Consider the following 16,351-nt stretch of genomic DNA (forward strand, 5'->3'; position numbering starts at 1 on the left):
CAACTCACTCAACGCAACAACAACTCCATTTTTTCTGCATTGCGACCAGACTGAATAGTCTTTCGCCATGACTCTTTTATAAACACGTAGATCAGCAAAAAGAACCCACTGATCAGTGTTGCAAGCACGGCAATCAATGCCTTCATGGGCTTCGACTTACGTTCAGGTGGCTGAGCCTCATCCACTACCTGAATCAGTGCACCTTCCTTGGCCTCATCCAATTTGGCAAGCTCAAACTGCTTGGCAAACATTTCAAACAATGTTTCCTGATATTTGAAGTCCCGATATTTGGCAATGTAATCGTCATCCGCAGCGGCATTGTTTGCCGCTTCGGCCTTGGACAGTTGTGATCGCAATGCCCCCAGGTTTGCTTGTGCAGCACGCAATTCTGGTGATTGATCTGTCAGGTAGGCTCTCATTGATTGCAGTGCAACTTCCGCTGCCGTCACCTGTGCTTTCAATGCAGCATAAGCCTCTGCCGCTGCACGAGGCTCTGCACGCAATGCACCCTCCTTGATTCCGCTGCGTTGTAAATCAGACTGCGCTTGCTTCAGTTTCGTCTGCACATTGGCAAGTTGTCGCTCATAGAACATGCGTCGCTGCTGCGCATCTGTGACAGCCAATCTATCTAGCAGCTTGTTCAACTGCTCAATGTGGGCATTGGCCAGCTTGGCTGCGAAAACTGGGTCAGTATCATCGACGTCAATCGAGATCAACCCATCCTTCCCCGCCGTCACCTTTGCATTCCCAGCAAGCGTTTTCAATGCATCGTCGGTGAAGTCAGCCTTGTAACGAGACTTCAAATCAAACTGCTTTACCAGGGCCTCTTGAACACTTCGGCTTTTGGCGAAAGACACATATTGATCCGTAGCATTCTTGATGCCAGCCGCTGCACCCGCCAAGCTGCCCAGTGCCCCCAAGCCCTGCAGCATGGCTGCCGCAGAACTTTGTTGCTGCTGCGGGGGCAGGAATGTGGTGGTCGCCGTATATGTCGGGGTAATCAAGAAGCTGCAGCCCAGGGCAACAATGCCTATGGAAAGCGGGCCAACGAGCAGTAGCTTGATGTTGTTCTTGATGACAAGCAGCAAGTCGAGCAAGCTGATATCACCTTCCGTCCCATTGTCAGCACGCATGTCTGTCATGCTTGTTCCTTAATCTCGCAGCGTCTTGATCGCCGCGGCGCCCAAGCTCAACTGGTAGACGATCTGGGTGATGTCCTTCGCATTGCGCGTGAACACGCTCCAGGCGCTTTCGTGGTCTGTCTTTTCCGGCAAGACGATCACGTCGCCTGCGCTCACAGTCGCGCCCGACACCGAGCCAAACCAACGGCTCGCGGCTGACAGCACGCTGCCGTCGGCGCGAATCACAAACATCTCATCCTTGTCCGCTCCACTGGTCAGGCCCGACTGGTCCAGATAGAACTGCACGGACTTGCCTTCCTGCCAGATCAGAGACGACTCAGTGTTGACAGAGCCCAGCACATAGACAAAGTCAGGCCTGGATGGAATCACCAAGCGATCCTGGTTTTCCAGCTTCAGGGCAGGCAGGTCGTCTGGGCGTGATTTGTCGTTCAGCCCCAGCATGATCCGGCCTGTCGGCTTCAGATTACGCAAACGCTGCAAAGCCTGCTTCTGGGCCTGTGCTTCAGCCTGAACGCGAATTTGCGCCACGCCAGCTGAGTCACTACCGGAAACGCTGGCTGCTGCTGCGCTCAATCGGGAGTCAACTTGTGCCTCCAGGCGTCGAACCAGTTGATCCAGGCTGGCAAGCTGGGCACGGCGCACTTCTTCGCGGTAGAAAGCTGCGCCAAACAGATAGGCATCCGGGGTCACACCGCCAGCCTTTTCCAGCATCTGCTTCAGGCCATCTCCTGGCTTCATCTGGTAGATGCCAGGGCGGTTCACTTCGCCTTCCACCCGCACAAACACCTGTCGCTTCGACTGGGGCACCTGCACATCGTTCACAGAGAACACCGTGACCGTGTCGCCTGGTTGCAGCGCCAGGTTGTCAGGGCTGTTGGCATCTTCCAATGCCTTGTTCAGGCTGAAGGGCAGCAACTTCACCGTCACATCTTTACGGTCTACGCGCTCGACCACGGCGTAGTCCATGTTCACCTCGTCAACGAGGTTGCCAATGCGTTGTGCAAGGGTGTCTGCCGTGTCGCCCACATCCTTGTCATTGGTTTGGGGCATGGCGCTTACCCCGGCAGGCTGCGCAAGCATCGACTGGGCCATTGGCCGCTGTCCTGGCTGAGACACTGCATCATCTGCTGGTGTGGTGAACCCCAGCAAGGCCCGCTGCTTGTCCTCAGGCGTCAGCAACACTTCGTTTTGTCGCTTCACCGAGCCGCGAGACATCAGGAAAGATTTGCTGGGAATCAGGTCACGGATGGTCATGCCCTCCTTCCAGGGCATGCGCAGTGGCTGGTCCACATTGCCGCGCAACGTGACCGCATTGCCAAACTCACCCGTCACCGCCTGCACAGCCAGCGTGTCGCCATTGCGCAGTGTGCGTTTCAGTCCGGCCGTATCCAGCGCAAAGCTTTCAACGGAACGCGATGGTTTGTGAGACGGGTCCACACGCTCCAGCGTGGCCCGCTTGGGGTCGGCTGTCACGGGCAGGCCACCAGCAATCGTCAGCAGGTTTTCAATGCTGTCACCCTTGCCTGAGATTTCATAGACCGCCGGGTTGTTGACCTTGCCCGTCAAAGCCATGAAGCCCTTGGCCGCCGGGATGACGATGGCGTCGCCATCTTGCAGCTTGATGTCGCCGGATTTGTCACCCCGCGCGAGGAAGGCATACAGGTCCAGCTCGGCCACCACGCGGTCACCGCGCTTCACCTGCACATTGCGCATGCTGCCATTGGCACCAGGCCCACCGCTGGCGAACAGGGCTGAGATCACTGTCGACACGCTGGACAAGGTGTAAGCGCCTGGCTTGCGGGCCTGCCCCACGACATAGACCGTGATGCCTCGCAATTGGCCCATGGTCACGCTGAGCTGGAAGTCTCGGTAGTAACGGCCCACAGCGGTGCGCAGCACGCCTTCCGCCTGAGACGATTTCACGCCAGCCAGTTGAACCGCGCCCACGCGGGGAATGTGCAACAGCCCATTGCGATCGACCACGCCCTTGACGTCAATGTCGACCGAGCCCCAGCCTCGAACCAGCACCTCGTCGCCGGGGCCGATGGCGTAGTCAGGTGATACGGGCGTGTTGGCAAGCGGCACATAGCTGTTGGCCGCTTGCGTGAAGAAACTGGCGCCAAACAGAGGCAAAGACTGACCTGTGCTTTCCAGAATGAACTTCTGAAACTCATTGGGTGGCAAAGGCCGTGCAGGCTGATCAGGCACAGAAGGCGCGGGGGTGTTGACACCGGAGCTCAAACGGTCGCTGGCCACCCCATTGTTCTGGCGAATCTGCGGAATGCCAGACAAGCCACCCAGGGAGGTGGACAAACCGGACGGAGACGACAGCACGGCACTGCCCATCGACGCACCTGACAAGCTGCTGCCGCTGCCATCGGTGGCCATCTGCAGCATTTGGGCATAGCTGGCAGGCGGCAAGGCGAGTGAAAGGGAAATCAGGTAAGGCAGGACGACCCTGAATGGTTTCTGTGCGCGTTTAATGGCCATGACCCCAGTCTTTCAAGCGAATTGGCAACCGATTGTATGGGCAAGGAATTTGGGCAAAAACGATAGATAGAACCAATGACAAACATCAAAACGATTGACTTCTCGGTTGACTGAACAAGGCATACAGTATCTTCATCGACAGCAACTTGCTGCCCCAAAGAGAACAGAAAGGAGCCCCCCATGGCCAGCCCATTCCACGATCCAAAGTCTGTCACCATCAAAAACCTGGAAGCCGCTTTCGCCGGCGAGTCGATGGCGCATATCAAATACCGCTACTTCGCCAAGCTGTGTCGCGAAATGGGCGACGAAGACACTGCCAAGGCATTTGAGGCCACGGCAGATCAGGAAGTCATGCACGCCTTCGGTCACCTGGACCTGCTGTTCCCCAAGGCGAACATGACGCCCGCCAAGGCGCTTCAATTCGCCATCGAAGGCGAAACGTACGAGTACACCGAAATGTACCCGTCGTTCCGCAATGCGGCCGTTGCGGAAGGGCATGACGCTGCCGTCCAGGAAATAGACGAGCAGATTGCCGAATCCAAAGAGCACGCTGCGCAGTTCAAGGCCGTGCTGGAAAAGGCGGCCAAGCGTTTCGCTGCGCTGGCCAAGGTGGAAGAGCGCCACGCCAACCACTATCAGGCCGTGCTGGACAAGTTGTCCGCCTGACAATCTGACGCCAGCACACCCCGATCTGACGCATGGCCTTCCCTGGCCTGCTCAGATCCACAGGCAGAATCCACCCCGAAATTTGTATTGAGTGAGTGAGCAATGAAAACCTATCAATGTGTTGTTTGCGGCTTCATCTATGACGAGGCACAAGGTCGCCCCGAAGAAGGCATTCCGGCTGGCACCAAATGGGAAGACGTGCCCGATACCTGGACCTGCCCTGACTGCGGCGTGGGCAAGGCCGATTTTGAAATGGTCGAGATCTGAGCATCATGTCTGAAGCAGCTGTCGTCATCATTGGCTCTGGTCTGGCAGGCTACAACGTGGCCCGCGAATTGCGCAAGCTGGATGCGCAGGTGCCCATCGTCGTGATCAGCCGTGACCAGGCGGGCTTTTATTCCAAGCCCATGCTGTCCAACGCACTGGCAGGTAAGAAGACCGCTGCCACGCTGGTGATGAAGGCTGCCGACAAGATGGCCTCCGAGATTCAGGCTCAGGTGCTGCCGCACAGCATCGTCAGCCAGATCGACACGCAAGCGCAGACGGTGACGCTCACCGGTGGTCAGGTCATCACCTATCGGGATCTGGTGCTGGCCACGGGTGCAGACCCCATCCGCATTCCGCTCGAAGGCGACGCGGTCAAGCAGGTGCTGTCGGTCAACGACCTCGAGGACTTCGCCCTCTTTGCAGAGGCACTGGACACCGCTGCGGGTGGGCAACCCGCGCGCAAGGTCGCCATCCTCGGCGCCGGCCTGATTGGCTGTGAGTTTGCCAATGACCTGCTGGCGCGCAGCATTGAGCCCACGGTCATTGACTTGTCTGACCGCGTGCTCAACCGCCTGCTGCCCCCCGTGGCCAGCGCCCGTCTGCAATCCAGCCTGGAGCAAGCTGGGGCCCGCTTCCGTTTCGGTGTGGGGCTGCAACGGGTGGACCGGCGAGCCGATGGCCCGGGCCTGACCTTGACACTGAGCGACGGCAGCACCCTCGAAGCCGATCTGGTGCTGTCTGCCATTGGTTTACGCCCGCGCGCCGCGCTGGCTACCGTGGCGGGCATCCAGGTCAACCGCGGCATTGTGGTGAACCGGCAGTTGGCCACCAGTGCCCCGCACATCTATGCGGTGGGGGACTGCGCCGAGGTCGACGGGCTGAACCTGCCCTACGTGCTGCCACTGATGACGCAAGCCCGTGCCCTGGCAGCCACGCTGACCGGCAAGCCTACGGATGTGGTCTACCCGGCCATGCCCGTGGTGGTGAAAACACCCGCGCAACCCACCGTCATTTGCCCGCCACCAGCAGGTGCGGCAGGCGACTGGCAAGTCAACGAGACCGACGATGCACTGGAGGCCCGTTTCACGTCGCCCGCCGACCCGGCGCAACTGTTGGGTTTTGTGTTGCAAGGTAAAGCTGTGTCGCAGCGACAAGCCTGGGCCGCACAAGCCCCCGCGTTGTTGTCCTGAAACAGGGGTAACGGGGTCTCACCCCGTTTGAACCCGGACCCTGATTGCGCTAACCTTGAACCCTTTTCGCTGCAAAGCGTCCAGCAGGCGTGGTTGAAGCTGACGCAATTTGGCCGACAAGGCCGAATTCGGCACGAGCAGGGTCCACCCTTCATCGTCAATGGGGCCCGCCTTCACATAGGCGGCCACAGCGGGCGGCAAAACTGCCCGAACCACCTCCAGACATGCCTGCGAAGCCTGAAGCCGTTGCATCAGGCTCACCAAGGGCTGTGCCTGTGCAAGCGCCTCCTTGATACGGGGCACTTCAGGCACGAGCGGTCGAAAAGTGGAGCGTGAGCGCAGGCTCATGATGGCGTGTGGTTTGGCGTCGAACGGGTTGGCATGCAGATTCTGATCACTTCCAGCGTATTGTCGCGTCCCCGGGTGTTGCAATTCACCCCGGTCACTTTTGTGCTCACCGCACTGGCACTGTGCTTGCCCGCCATTTTGCTGTCTGCATTGATCTACCACGCCGTGGTCATCAAGGCCGCGCATGAGCACTGGCCCAGTCTGTCGGAAGCCGTGCGCTTTGTGGAGCGCCAGGAATTCGCCCAGCGTGACCGCTACATGCGAGAGAACCTGGACGCCATGGCCCAGAAGGTGGGTGACATGCAGGCCAAGGTGGTGCGACTGGAAGCCGTGAGCGAGCGTCTGGCCGGCATGGCCGGGGTCAAGCCCGATGAACTCAAGCAGATGACCGAGCCGGACCCGAAACAAGGCAGCGGCGGAGCACTCCCCAGCCTTCGAACCGGGGACGACCCCCACAGCGCACTGTCGCTACAGGACTTGAACCAGCAGGTCGCGGCCATGGATTCGCAAAGCGACCATGCGGCAGACGTGCTGACCCTGATCGAATCCCGCCTGTTTGAAAAGCGCCTGGAGGCCCGGCTCATCCCCAGCTCCGCACCGGTACAAGGCCCGATCGGGTCAGGGTTTGGCTTTCGCCGAGATCCGTTCACGGGCGGGTCAGCCCTGCACACCGGGCTGGACTTTCCTGGCGACATTGGCACACCCATCAAGGCTGCTGCTGGCGGCGTCGTCATCACCGATGTCATGCACCATCAATACGGTCACATGATCGAGATCGACCACGGCAACGGCCTGATCACCCGCTATGCCCACACCTCCAAAGTGCTGGTCAAGGAAGGGGACATCGTTCGACGCGGGCAACCCATTGCCCTGATTGGCACCACAGGGCGATCTACCGGGCCACACCTGCATTTCGAGGTGCTGGTTGAAGGCGTGCAGCAAGATCCGGCCCGCTTCCTCGCAGGCAAGGGGCAAGCCCCCACCCTCGCCCAAAATACCCTGCGCTGACACGGGTTGGCCCGTTTGACGCTACAGTTGGCGCCCATGATTCGCGCGAATCGCCTGCTGTACCTGGGGCGCCATGTGCTGCTCACGTTCTGCCTGTTGCTGTTGCAGCAGGCATCGGTGCTGCACGCCTTCCAGCATGCTCGCGCTCAAGACGAATCACCTACCCAGCACACGCTCTGCAAGGAGTGTCTGGCCTATTCGGCGCTGGACCATGCTGTGGCCAGCAACCCGCTGGCCACCCCCACCTGTGCGCCACTTGCAGACACACTGCCTGAAGTGGGCCGTGCGCAATGCACGCCCGCCGCACCGCGCGTCTACCTCAGCCGCGCCCCTCCCGGTCTTTCCAAACAGGCCTGACTGGCCTTGACCTCGTTTCCGCATTCGTCAAACCGTTGCTGATCGCCCGACCGCGATCAGCACACGCTATTGGAAAGACCATTTCATGAATCGACACTTTGTGTGGCGGCCAACTGCGTTGGCCTGCTTGGCTTCGCTCGCCCTGATGAACCAGACCGCATGGGCGGCAGACACCATCTCCGCCAACGACCTCGCTCAACTGCGCCAGCAGATGAACGACATGCGCCAGCAGTATGAAACCCGCCTGAAGGCGATGGAAGAGCGCCTGCAAGCCGCAGAGCAGCAAGCAGCCCAGGCCACCACCACCGCCAATACGGCTGCTGCGGCGGCCAACAATGCCACCGCCCCTGAGCCTGTGGCCACCGCAGCGGCCAGCGGCAGCAATGGCTTCAACCCGGCGGTATCCGTGGTGCTCTCGGGCACGTATGCACAGCTCAAGCGAGACCCCGACAACTGGCGCATCACTGGCTTTGCAACCGGTGATGGCGAAATCGGCCCCGGCAACAAGGGCTTCAACCTGGGTGAGTCTGAAGCCACGCTGGCCGCCAACATCGACCCCTGGTGGTATGGCGCCCTCACCCTGGCCTTCACGCCAGAGAACGAAGCTGAAGTGGAAGAAGCCTTCGTGCAGACCACCGCACTGGGCAATGGCCTCACCGTCAAGGCCGGTCGCTTCTTCTCGGCCATGGGCTATCAGAACGAACAGCACGCCCATGCCTGGGACTTTGTCGATGCACCGCTGGCCTATCAGGCCTTTCTGGGGGGGCAGTACAAGCAAAACGGCGTGCAGGCCAAGTGGGTGCTCCCCACAGAGCAGTTCATCGAGCTGGGCGGCGAGCTGGGCAATGGCGACAACTTCCCCGGCACCCAAAGCGGCAAGAACGGTGCAGGCGCCGTGGCCCTGTTCGGACACCTGGGCGGCGATGTGGGCGACAGCGGCAGCTGGCGGGCCGGCTTGTCGCACCTGTGGACACAGGCCAGCGACCGCGAGTCGACCACCGACGACGGCACACCCTATGCCTTTACCGGCAACAGCCGGCTGTGGGTGCTGGATGGCGTCTGGAAATGGGCCCCCAACGGCAACACGAAGTACACCAACGTGAAGCTGCAGGGTGAATATTTCTATCGTGACGAGAAGGGCCAGGCGCTGACCAATGTAGGTAGCAGCACAGAGGCCGATGCCACCTACCGCTCGGCACAGTCGGGCTGGTATCTGCAAGGGGTCTACCAGTTCATGCCCGCGTGGCGTGTGGGCCTGCGCTATGACCGACTGGACACCGGCTCGGTCAAGTTCGACGGCAGCGACACCAGCCCCGACTACCACCCCAACCGCACCAGCCTGATGCTGGACTGGTCGCCCAGCGAGTTCAGCCGCTGGCGTCTGCAGTTCACGGATGACCGCTCGCAACAAGGCGTGCGTGATGGCCAGATCTACCTGCAGTACCTGATGAGCCTGGGCAGCCACGGCGCACACAGCTACTGAGATTGAAGAAGAAAGGATGTTTGATATGAATAAGGTTTCTCGTTTGGCCTTCAGCCTGGCCATCTCGATGCTGGCCTCGTTGCACAGCGCCCATGCCGCGGTCAAGGTGTTCGCCTGCGAGCCCGAATGGGCCTCGCTGACCAAGGAGCTGACAGGCGACCAGGCCACGGTCTACAGCGCCACCAACGCCATGCAGGACCCCCACCAGGTGCAGGCCCGCCCCAGCCTGATGGCAGCCGTGCGCAATGCCGACCTGCTGGTGTGCACCGGCGCCGAGCTCGAAGTGGGCTGGTTGCCCGTGTTGTTGCGGCAGTCTGGCAACACCGCCATCCAGCCGGGACAGAAGGGCTACTTCGAAGCGGCCCATTACGTGCGGATGCTGGAGGTACCCAGCCGACTCGACCGCGCCGATGGCGATGTGCATGCCGCCGGCAACCCGCATATCCAGACCGACCCACGCAACATCGCCGCAGTGGCACAAGGCCTGGCCCAGCGACTCGCTGAGGTGGACCCTGCACATGCCGGCATCTACCAAAGCCGTCTGGCTGACTTCAACACCCGGTGGAACCAGGCCATGCAGCGTTGGGCCAAGCAGGCCACACCGCTGAAGGGCCTGCCCATTGTGGTCCAGCACAAGGGCTTCCCTTATCTGGAGAACTGGCTGGGCCTCAATGAGGTGGCCACGCTGGAGCCCAAACCGGGCGTCGAACCCAGCAGCGCCTACCTATCTTCCGTCGTGGAGCAGTTGCAAAAGCGTCCGGCCAAATTCGTGATCCGTGCAGCCTACAACGACGGTCGTGGCTCGCAATGGCTGGCATCACGCGCCGGCATTCCCGTTGTGGTGCTGCCCTTCACGGTGGGTGGCAGCGACAAGGCCAAGGACCTGTTTGGCCTGTTCGATGACACCGTGGAACAACTGGTGAAGGCGGCCCACTGATGTTCTCCTCGATGCTTCACCCCGTTGACTGGAGCATCGTCGGCCCTGCCCTCGTGGCAGGGCTGCTGGTGCTGACGACCCACGTTCCCCTGGGCATGCAGGTGCTCTCGCGTGGGATTGTGTTCATTGACCTGGCCATTGCGCAGATTGCCGGACTCGGCGTGATCGCGGCCGATGCACTGGGCTGGGAGCCGCAAGGCTGGGCCGTTCAGGCCGCGGCCGCCAGTGCCGCGCTGGCTGGTGCGGCCCTGCTGACCTGGATGGAGCGCCGCTGGCCTGACATCCAGGAAGCGCTGATCGGCGTGCTGTTTGTGCTGGCTTCCTGCGTGGGCATCTTGCTGCTGGCAGGCAACCCGCATGGCGGCGAACACCTCAAGGACTTGCTGGTCGGACAGATTCTGTGGGTCACCAACTCGCAGTTGACCGCCATGGCGGTACTCTCGGCGGTGATTCTGGTGCTGTGGTTTGGCGCCCCTCAGCTGATGCGCCGAGGCGGCTTTTACGTGTTGTTCGCCCTGGCCGTCACGGCTTCCGTGCAACTCGTGGGTGTCTACCTGGTGTTCAGCAGCCTGATCATGCCCGCGCTGGCTGTGCGACATGCCCCAGCCAGATGGAAGCTGCCGCTGGCTTACGGCATGGGCGTGATTGCCTATGGGCTGGGCCTGAGCCTGTCGGCCATGCTCGACTGGCCTTCAGGTGCTGTGGTGGTGCTCGCCATGGCACTGTCTGCGGCGGTATTCAGCACTGTGATCCCGGCTCCCAAGGGCGGGAAACCTCACGGTTGAGTCGTCGCGGATCCGTCACCCCCAGGTGCTACACTTTTCCGCTTTGGTCTACTGGGGAAAAGTCCCTCGTAGGCGGACGTGTCAGCCTGCTCACCCAGAAGGGGTGAACCAGGTTGGCGCGGTCACTTGTTTCAATGGATTACCTTCTCCATGTTGCCCAAGCTTCTCACTTCGATTTTCGGTAGCCGTAACGAACGCCTGCTCAAGGAGTTCCGGCGTACGGTAACCAAGATCAACGCGCTTGAATCCACTTTCGAGCCTCTGAGTGACGAACAACTGCGCGCCAAGACCGAAGAGTTCAAAGAGCGCGTGGCCAAGGGCGAATCGCTCGATGCCATCCTGCCGGAAGCCTTCGCCGTTGTTCGCGAAGGTTCCAAGCGCGTCTTCAAGATGCGCCACTTCGATGTGCAGTTGATGGGTGGCATCGCCCTGCACAACGGCAAGATTGCTGAAATGCGTACCGGTGAAGGCAAGACCCTGACCGCCACGCTGCCCGTGTACCTGAACGCTCTGACCAACAAGGGCGTGCACGTGGTGACGGTGAACGACTACCTGGCACGCCGCGATGCGGAGTGGATGGGCAAGCTCTACAACTTCCTCGGCCTGAGCGTGGGCATCAACCTGCCCCAGATGGACCGTGAGCAAAAGCAGACCGCCTACGCCTCGGACATCACCTACGGTACGAACAACGAATACGGCTTCGACTACCTGCGCGACAACATGGTCTACGAACTGCAAGACCGTGTGCAGCGTGGCCTGAACTACGCCATCGTCGACGAAGTCGACTCGATCCTGATCGACGAAGCCCGTACGCCACTGATCATCTCCGGCCAGGCCGAAGACCACACGGCGCTGTACCTGCGCATCAATGCCATCGTGCCGCACCTGAAGAAGCAGATCGGCGAAGCCGACCCGCGCACGGGCGAAGGCATCATCGAGCCGGGTGATTTCACGGCCGACGAAAAGAGCCGTCAGGTGTTCCTGACCGAAGCCGGCCACGAAAAGGCCGAGCAACTGCTGACCGAAGCGGGCCTGCTGGTGGAAGGCGCCAGCCTCTACGACGCCGCCAACATCACGCTGATGCACCACCTGTACGCAGGTCTGCGTGCCCACCACCTGTTCCACCGTGATCAGCACTATGTCGTGCAACCTGGCCAGCACGGCCTGGAAGTGGTCATCGTAGACGAATTCACCGGCCGCCTGATGTCTGGTCGCCGCTGGTCCGATGGCCTGCACCAGGCTGTCGAAGCCAAGGAAGGCGTGCCCATCCAGGCCGAAAACCAGACCCTGGCCTCGATCACCTTCCAGAACTACTTCCGCATGTACGGCAAGCTCTCCGGCATGACCGGTACCGCCGACACCGAAGCCTACGAATTCCAGGAAATCTACGGTCTGGAAACCGTGGTGATCCCGCCGAACCGTGCCCTGCTGCGCAAGGACCAGCTTGATCTGGTCTACAAGACCGCGCAAGAGAAGTACGCGGCCATCATCACCGACATCCAGGACTGCCATGGCCGTGGCCAGCCGGTTCTGGTGGGTACCACCAGCATCGAGAACTCGGAGCTGGTGTCGGCCCTGCTGACCAAGGAAGGCCTGCCCCATCAGGTGCTCAACGCCAAGCAGCACGCCCGTGAGGCCGACATCGTGGCCCAGGCCGGTCGCCCCGGCATGATCACCATCGCCACCAACATGGCCGGTCGCGGCACCGACATCGTGCTGGGCGGCAACGTCGAGAAGGACATCGCCGCCATCGAGGCCGACGAGTCGCTCGACGAGGCTGGCAAGAAGCAAAAGATCGAAGCGCTGCGTGCCGAGCAGGTCGAACTCAACGCCAAGGTGAAGGAGCTGGGTGGCCTGCGCATCATCGCCACCGAGCGCCATGAAAGCCGCCGTATCGACAACCAGTTGCGTGGCCGTGCCGGTCGCCAGGGTGACCCGGGCTCGACCCGCTTCTACCTGAGCCTGGATGACCCGCTCATGCGCATCTTCGCGGGCGACCGCGTGCGCGCCATCATGGACCGCCTGAAGATGCCCGAAGGCGAAGCCATCGAGGCCGGCATCGTGACCCGCTCCATCGAAAGCGCCCAGCGCAAGGTGGAAGGCCACAACTTCGACATGCGCAAGCAGCTGCTGGAGTACGACGACGTGTCGAACGACCAGCGCAAGGTGATCTACCAGCAGCGCAACGAGATCCTCGAGTCGGATGCCGTCAGCGACGCCATCACCAACCTGCGCAAGGGCGCCCTGACCGACGTGGTGCGCACCTACGTGCCCGAGCAGACCATGGAAGAGCAGTGGGATCTGCCCGGCCTGGAAAAGACGCTCAAGGAAGAGTGGCAGGTCGAGGTTGACCTCAAGGGCTGGGTTGAATCTAGCTCCTCCATTGAAGACACCGACATCCTGGAGCGCGTGCTGCAGGTTGCCGACGCAACGTACCAGGCCAAGGTCGAACTGGTCGGCGCGGGCGAATTCAGCAACTTCGAACGCAGCGTGCTGCTGCAATCGATCGACAGCCACTGGCGTGAGCACCTGGCTGCGCTGGACTACCTGCGCCAGGGCATCCACCTGCGCGGCTACGCTCAAAAGAACCCCAAGCAGGAATACAAGCGCGAGGCTTTCGAGCTGTTCGGCCAACTGCTGGACGTGGTCAAGATGGACGTCACCCGCGTGCTGATGACCGTGCGTATCCAGAACCAGGAAGAAGTGGCTGAAGCCACGCAGGCCATCGAGGAACAAGGCGACAGCTTTGTCAACGTGACCTATACCCACCCCAATGAAGATGGCTCTGTGGCAGCCGAGACCGACCAGAGCACCGTGGCCGGCGAGGTGCCGCGTGTGGGCCGCAATGACCCCTGCCCCTGCGGCAGTGGCGAGAAGTACAAGAACTGCCACGGCAAGCTGGCCTGATTTCCTGCTGGAGCACTGACTCACCATGCCCGTCAATCTGAGCGTTCCCAACCCGTCTGATCTGCACCCCGTACCTGGCGTCCAGCTGGGCATCACCATGGCCGGCGTGCGCAAGGCCAACCGCCGTGACCTGACCGTCATCACCCTGGACGAAGGCAGCGCCGTCGCTGGCGTCTTCACCAAGAACCGCTATTGCGCTGCACCGGTACAGCTGTGCCGCGAGCGCTTGGCTGCCGGCAGCGAGATTCGCGCGCTGGTCATCAACACCGGCAACGCCAATGCCGGCACGGGTGAAGACGGCCTGGTGCGCGCCCGCGCCACCTGCATCGCACTGGCCCGCCAGCTGAGCATCTCGCCTGAACAGATCCTGCCGTTTTCCACCGGTGTGATCATGGAAACCTTGCCGGTCGACCGCATTGAAGCGGGCCTACCCGGCGCCATCGCCGACCTCAAGCCCGACAACTGGGCCGCAGCCGCTGAAGGCATCATGACGACCGACACGCTGCCCAAGGCAGCCTCGCGTCAGATCACCCTGGGTGGGGTCACCGTGACCGTGACGGGCATCAGCAAGGGGGCCGGCATGATCCGCCCCAATATGGCGACCATGCTGGGCTATGTGGCCACCGACGCCAATATCCGCCCTGACCTGCTGCAAGCCCTGGTGACCGAGGCGGCCAACGTTTCCTTCAACCGCATCACGATCGACGGCGATACGTCGACCAACGACTCCTTCGTGCTGATGGCCAGCCGCAAGGCCGCGCACGCCGAGATCACCGATCTGGACAGCGCTGAAGGCCGTGCCCTGCGCGAGGCCGTGATCGCCGTGTCCCAGCACCTGGCCCAGGCCATCGTGCGTGATGGCGAAGGCGCCACCAAGTTCATCGCCATCACCGTCGAAGGTGGTCGCACGGAAGACGAATGCGCCAAGGCGGCCTATGCCATTGCGCACTCGCCGCTGGTCAAGACCGCCTTCTTCGCCAGCGACCCGAACCTGGGCCGCATCCTGGCAGCAGTGGGCTACGCCGGCATCGATGACCTCGACCAGAACCTGATCGAGCTGCACCTCGACGACGTGCACGTGGTCACCAAGGGTGGCCGCAACCCGAGCTACCGCGAGGAAGACGGCCAGCGCGTGATGAAGCAAAGCGAAATCACGATCCGCGTGGGCTTGAACCGCGGCACCGCCAAGACCACCGTGTGGACCTGCGACCTCTCACACGACTACGTCAGCATCAACGCCGACTACCGCAGCTGATCATTGCGGGTTTACCCGCAGTCCCTCCCCTGCCAAAAAGCCATGTCTCACCCGGACATGGCTTTTTTTTGTGCAGGATCAGACCAGATCAGGGGCATCCATAGCCCCTCTTTTTCGGACTGATCTGATAATGGATTCGGCCCCACGCAGACGAAGAGAGGAGTCTGTCATGAGTCAAATCTCCGCGACCGGCGCGTTCCGCACCGCCAACCCACATGCCCTGGCTGCCATCCTGGAAGCCAGTGAAACGAAGTCGATCATCGCCGCCGATGACATCTTCGACATCAGTGGCATCAAGCTGTGGGCACGAGACCAGCCGGTGTCACAGGACCTGCAGCGCAAGCTGATGGACCGGGCATTGAGCAAACCACTGGAAACCTGCTTGGTGGCCGAAGATGGTGTCACCACCCAGTCCCTGCTCAAGTCGCTCCACGAATTGCTGCAGAGCGAGGGGGGCGCCCTGGCCCCCTTTCTGAAGCCCTATGCCGCCACCCTGCTGAAGGCAGCGGCCAACATCCGCCTGCATCCGGTGGTGCAACTGCTGCTGAGTGCCAGCGAATCAGCCCGCCCACAGGCCTACGCCCATGCCGTCGAGGCCATGGCGGTGGCCGGCACGCTGATGATCCGCGCCAGCGGAGGCGAGGAGCGCCTCATCACCCAGGCCATGACGGCCGGCTTGCTGCACGATGTGGGGGAGATGTACATCGCCCCTGAACATGGCGAAGCCGATGCGGCCGCGACCCTCAATGTGGAAAGCTACCGCCAACTGGTCGTGCACCCCCACATTGGCCAGTTGCTGCTGACCCAGTTGACCGACTACTCGAAAGACATTGCCCGGGCGGTGGGCGAACACCACGAGCACCTGGACGGATCAGGCTACCCGCACATGCTGCGGGGCGAACAGATGTCGCCCCTGGGGCGCCTGCTGGCCACGGTCGAGGCTGCGCTGGCTGCACTGCGCATGCCTGGGGCCACCTTGCACCATGCCAGCGTGGCGCTGCGGGTGGTGCCTGGCGAGTTCGACGAGCATCTGGCGGGGCCGCTGGCTGCAGCGGCACGCAAAGTGGCGCCCATGCAGGCCAAGCGTTCGCTGCCCGACCTTTCCCGCGAGCTGGCCCGCCTGGACACCGCCCTGCAGACCTCCATGTCGCGCATCGACACCCTCATCCCGGCCGAAGCCAGTGACAGCCTGCAAAAGGCGGCCAGCCTGACACGCTTCCTCGTGCACAAGCTGCGCAGCGGCTGGAATGAAAGCGGCTTGTGGGCCAGCCAGGTCGGTGCAGAAGAAGCGGCGGAAGCCGAGGCTGTACAAGATGCCTTGCGCGCGCGCCTGCAGGAAATCGAGCGCGTGGCCCGGCTTACCGCGGGCACCCTGGAGCCCGATGAAGCCGACGCACTTGACCTGATGTGTGCCGGCCTGGTTGAAGACATGGCCTAAGTTGCCTTGCGGGGGCTTGAAATCACGTTCCAGGCCTCCATGTAGACCCACAAGGCTGGCAGGCGGGGCAGAACCCGC

The 16,351-nt window shown here is 61.6% G+C and carries 14 protein-coding genes; 11 read left to right on the top strand and 3 right to left on the bottom strand.

All coding sequences use genetic code 11. From position 1 onward, the window contains the following. Nucleotides 1-8: 8 nt before the first annotated feature. Both ACE3PH_RS04515 and ACE3PH_RS04520 read right to left on the bottom strand, forming a co-directional pair. Entirely contained in the window at nucleotides 9-1,142 is a 1,134-nt protein-coding gene (locus ACE3PH_RS04515; protein WP_374316798.1) for a Wzz/FepE/Etk N-terminal domain-containing protein, read from the bottom strand. 9 nt (nucleotides 1,143-1,151) lie between these two features. Then, nucleotides 1,152-3,632 (bottom strand): SLBB domain-containing protein, encoded by a 2,481-nt coding sequence (locus ACE3PH_RS04520; protein WP_374316799.1) that lies wholly within the window; start codon nucleotides 3,630-3,632, stop codon nucleotides 1,152-1,154. Between the two features lie 180 nt (nucleotides 3,633-3,812). Here ACE3PH_RS04520 and ACE3PH_RS04525 point away from each other — a divergent pair, with 180 nt between their 5' ends. From ACE3PH_RS04525 to ACE3PH_RS04535, 3 genes are all read left to right on the top strand, one after another. After that, nucleotides 3,813-4,298: a rubrerythrin family protein gene (locus ACE3PH_RS04525; protein ID WP_374316800.1), complete on the top strand. Its 486-nt coding sequence runs from the start codon at nucleotides 3,813-3,815 to the stop codon at nucleotides 4,296-4,298. A 102-nt stretch (nucleotides 4,299-4,400) separates the two neighbouring features. Next, a complete protein-coding gene (locus tag ACE3PH_RS04530; RefSeq protein WP_374316801.1) occupies nucleotides 4,401-4,565 on the top strand; it encodes a rubredoxin in 165 nt (54 codons plus the stop codon). A gap of 5 nt (nucleotides 4,566-4,570) precedes the next feature. Beyond that, nucleotides 4,571-5,755 carry an NAD(P)/FAD-dependent oxidoreductase gene (locus ACE3PH_RS04535; RefSeq protein ID WP_374316802.1) on the top strand — a complete coding sequence of 395 codons (1,185 nt, stop codon included), beginning with the start codon at nucleotides 4,571-4,573 and terminating at the stop codon, nucleotides 5,753-5,755. A gap of 18 nt (nucleotides 5,756-5,773) precedes the next feature. Here ACE3PH_RS04535 and ACE3PH_RS04540 read toward each other — a convergent pair whose 3' ends face one another. After that, the gene (locus tag ACE3PH_RS04540; protein ID WP_374316803.1) at nucleotides 5,774-6,103 is read right to left on the bottom strand and encodes a DciA family protein; all 330 of its coding nucleotides are present in this window, start codon (nucleotides 6,101-6,103) and stop codon (nucleotides 5,774-5,776) included. 33 nt (nucleotides 6,104-6,136) lie between these two features. Here ACE3PH_RS04540 and ACE3PH_RS04545 point away from each other — a divergent pair, with 33 nt between their 5' ends. From ACE3PH_RS04545 to ACE3PH_RS04580, 8 genes are all read left to right on the top strand, one after another. Then, a complete protein-coding gene (locus ACE3PH_RS04545; RefSeq protein ID WP_374316804.1) occupies nucleotides 6,137-7,111 on the top strand; it encodes a M23 family metallopeptidase in 975 nt (324 codons plus the stop codon). A 36-nt stretch (nucleotides 7,112-7,147) separates the two neighbouring features. Beyond that, a complete protein-coding gene (locus ACE3PH_RS04550; protein WP_374316805.1) occupies nucleotides 7,148-7,468 on the top strand; it encodes a hypothetical protein in 321 nt (106 codons plus the stop codon). An 85-nt stretch (nucleotides 7,469-7,553) separates the two neighbouring features. Continuing rightward, nucleotides 7,554-8,951, top strand: coding sequence for a hypothetical protein (locus ACE3PH_RS04555; protein ID WP_374316806.1), 1,398 nt, complete (start codon nucleotides 7,554-7,556; stop codon nucleotides 8,949-8,951). 25 nt (nucleotides 8,952-8,976) lie between these two features. Continuing rightward, a complete protein-coding gene (locus ACE3PH_RS04560; RefSeq protein ID WP_374316807.1) occupies nucleotides 8,977-9,888 on the top strand; it encodes a metal ABC transporter substrate-binding protein in 912 nt (303 codons plus the stop codon). A gap of 11 nt (nucleotides 9,889-9,899) precedes the next feature. Further along, on the top strand, nucleotides 9,900-10,673 hold the full coding sequence (locus ACE3PH_RS04565) for a metal ABC transporter permease (protein WP_374316808.1): 774 nt from the start codon (nucleotides 9,900-9,902) through the stop codon (nucleotides 10,671-10,673). Nucleotides 10,674-10,823: 150 nt separating this feature from the next. Further along, nucleotides 10,824-13,580 (top strand): preprotein translocase subunit SecA, encoded by a 2,757-nt coding sequence (gene secA / locus ACE3PH_RS04570; RefSeq protein WP_374316809.1) that lies wholly within the window; start codon nucleotides 10,824-10,826, stop codon nucleotides 13,578-13,580. A gap of 25 nt (nucleotides 13,581-13,605) precedes the next feature. Further along, complete coding sequence (gene argJ / locus ACE3PH_RS04575; RefSeq protein ID WP_374316810.1) at nucleotides 13,606-14,835, top strand: bifunctional glutamate N-acetyltransferase/amino-acid acetyltransferase ArgJ; 1,230 nt, start codon at nucleotides 13,606-13,608, stop codon at nucleotides 14,833-14,835. 169 nt (nucleotides 14,836-15,004) lie between these two features. Beyond that, nucleotides 15,005-16,273 (top strand): HD-GYP domain-containing protein, encoded by a 1,269-nt coding sequence (locus tag ACE3PH_RS04580; protein ID WP_374316811.1) that lies wholly within the window; start codon nucleotides 15,005-15,007, stop codon nucleotides 16,271-16,273. Nucleotides 16,274-16,351 lie beyond the last annotated feature (78 nt).

The sequence above is a fragment of the Aquabacterium sp. genome (assembly GCF_041909175.1).
Lineage (GTDB): Bacteria > Pseudomonadota > Gammaproteobacteria > Burkholderiales > Burkholderiaceae_C > Aquabacterium.

Bases quoted from the DNA above. Each gene is read 5' to 3' on its own strand.
- ACE3PH_RS04515 (WP_374316798.1), bottom strand. From the start codon at position 1,142: ATGACAGACATGCGTGCTGACAATGGGACGGAAGGTGATATCAGCTTG.
- ACE3PH_RS04520 (WP_374316799.1), bottom strand. From the start codon at position 3,632: ATGGCCATTAAACGCGCACAGAAACCATTCAGGGTCGTCCTGCCTTAC.
- ACE3PH_RS04525 (WP_374316800.1), top strand. From the start codon at position 3,813: ATGGCCAGCCCATTCCACGATCCAAAGTCTGTCACCATCAAAAACCTG.
- ACE3PH_RS04530 (WP_374316801.1), top strand. From the start codon at position 4,401: ATGAAAACCTATCAATGTGTTGTTTGCGGCTTCATCTATGACGAGGCA.
- ACE3PH_RS04535 (WP_374316802.1), top strand. From the start codon at position 4,571: ATGTCTGAAGCAGCTGTCGTCATCATTGGCTCTGGTCTGGCAGGCTAC.
- ACE3PH_RS04540 (WP_374316803.1), bottom strand. From the start codon at position 6,103: ATGAGCCTGCGCTCACGCTCCACTTTTCGACCGCTCGTGCCTGAAGTG.
- ACE3PH_RS04545 (WP_374316804.1), top strand. From the start codon at position 6,137: ATGCAGATTCTGATCACTTCCAGCGTATTGTCGCGTCCCCGGGTGTTG.
- ACE3PH_RS04550 (WP_374316805.1), top strand. From the start codon at position 7,148: ATGATTCGCGCGAATCGCCTGCTGTACCTGGGGCGCCATGTGCTGCTC.
- ACE3PH_RS04555 (WP_374316806.1), top strand. From the start codon at position 7,554: ATGAATCGACACTTTGTGTGGCGGCCAACTGCGTTGGCCTGCTTGGCT.
- ACE3PH_RS04560 (WP_374316807.1), top strand. From the start codon at position 8,977: ATGAATAAGGTTTCTCGTTTGGCCTTCAGCCTGGCCATCTCGATGCTG.
- ACE3PH_RS04565 (WP_374316808.1), top strand. From the start codon at position 9,900: ATGCTTCACCCCGTTGACTGGAGCATCGTCGGCCCTGCCCTCGTGGCA.
- secA (WP_374316809.1), top strand. From the start codon at position 10,824: ATGTTGCCCAAGCTTCTCACTTCGATTTTCGGTAGCCGTAACGAACGC.
- argJ (WP_374316810.1), top strand. From the start codon at position 13,606: ATGCCCGTCAATCTGAGCGTTCCCAACCCGTCTGATCTGCACCCCGTA.
- ACE3PH_RS04580 (WP_374316811.1), top strand. From the start codon at position 15,005: ATGAGTCAAATCTCCGCGACCGGCGCGTTCCGCACCGCCAACCCACAT.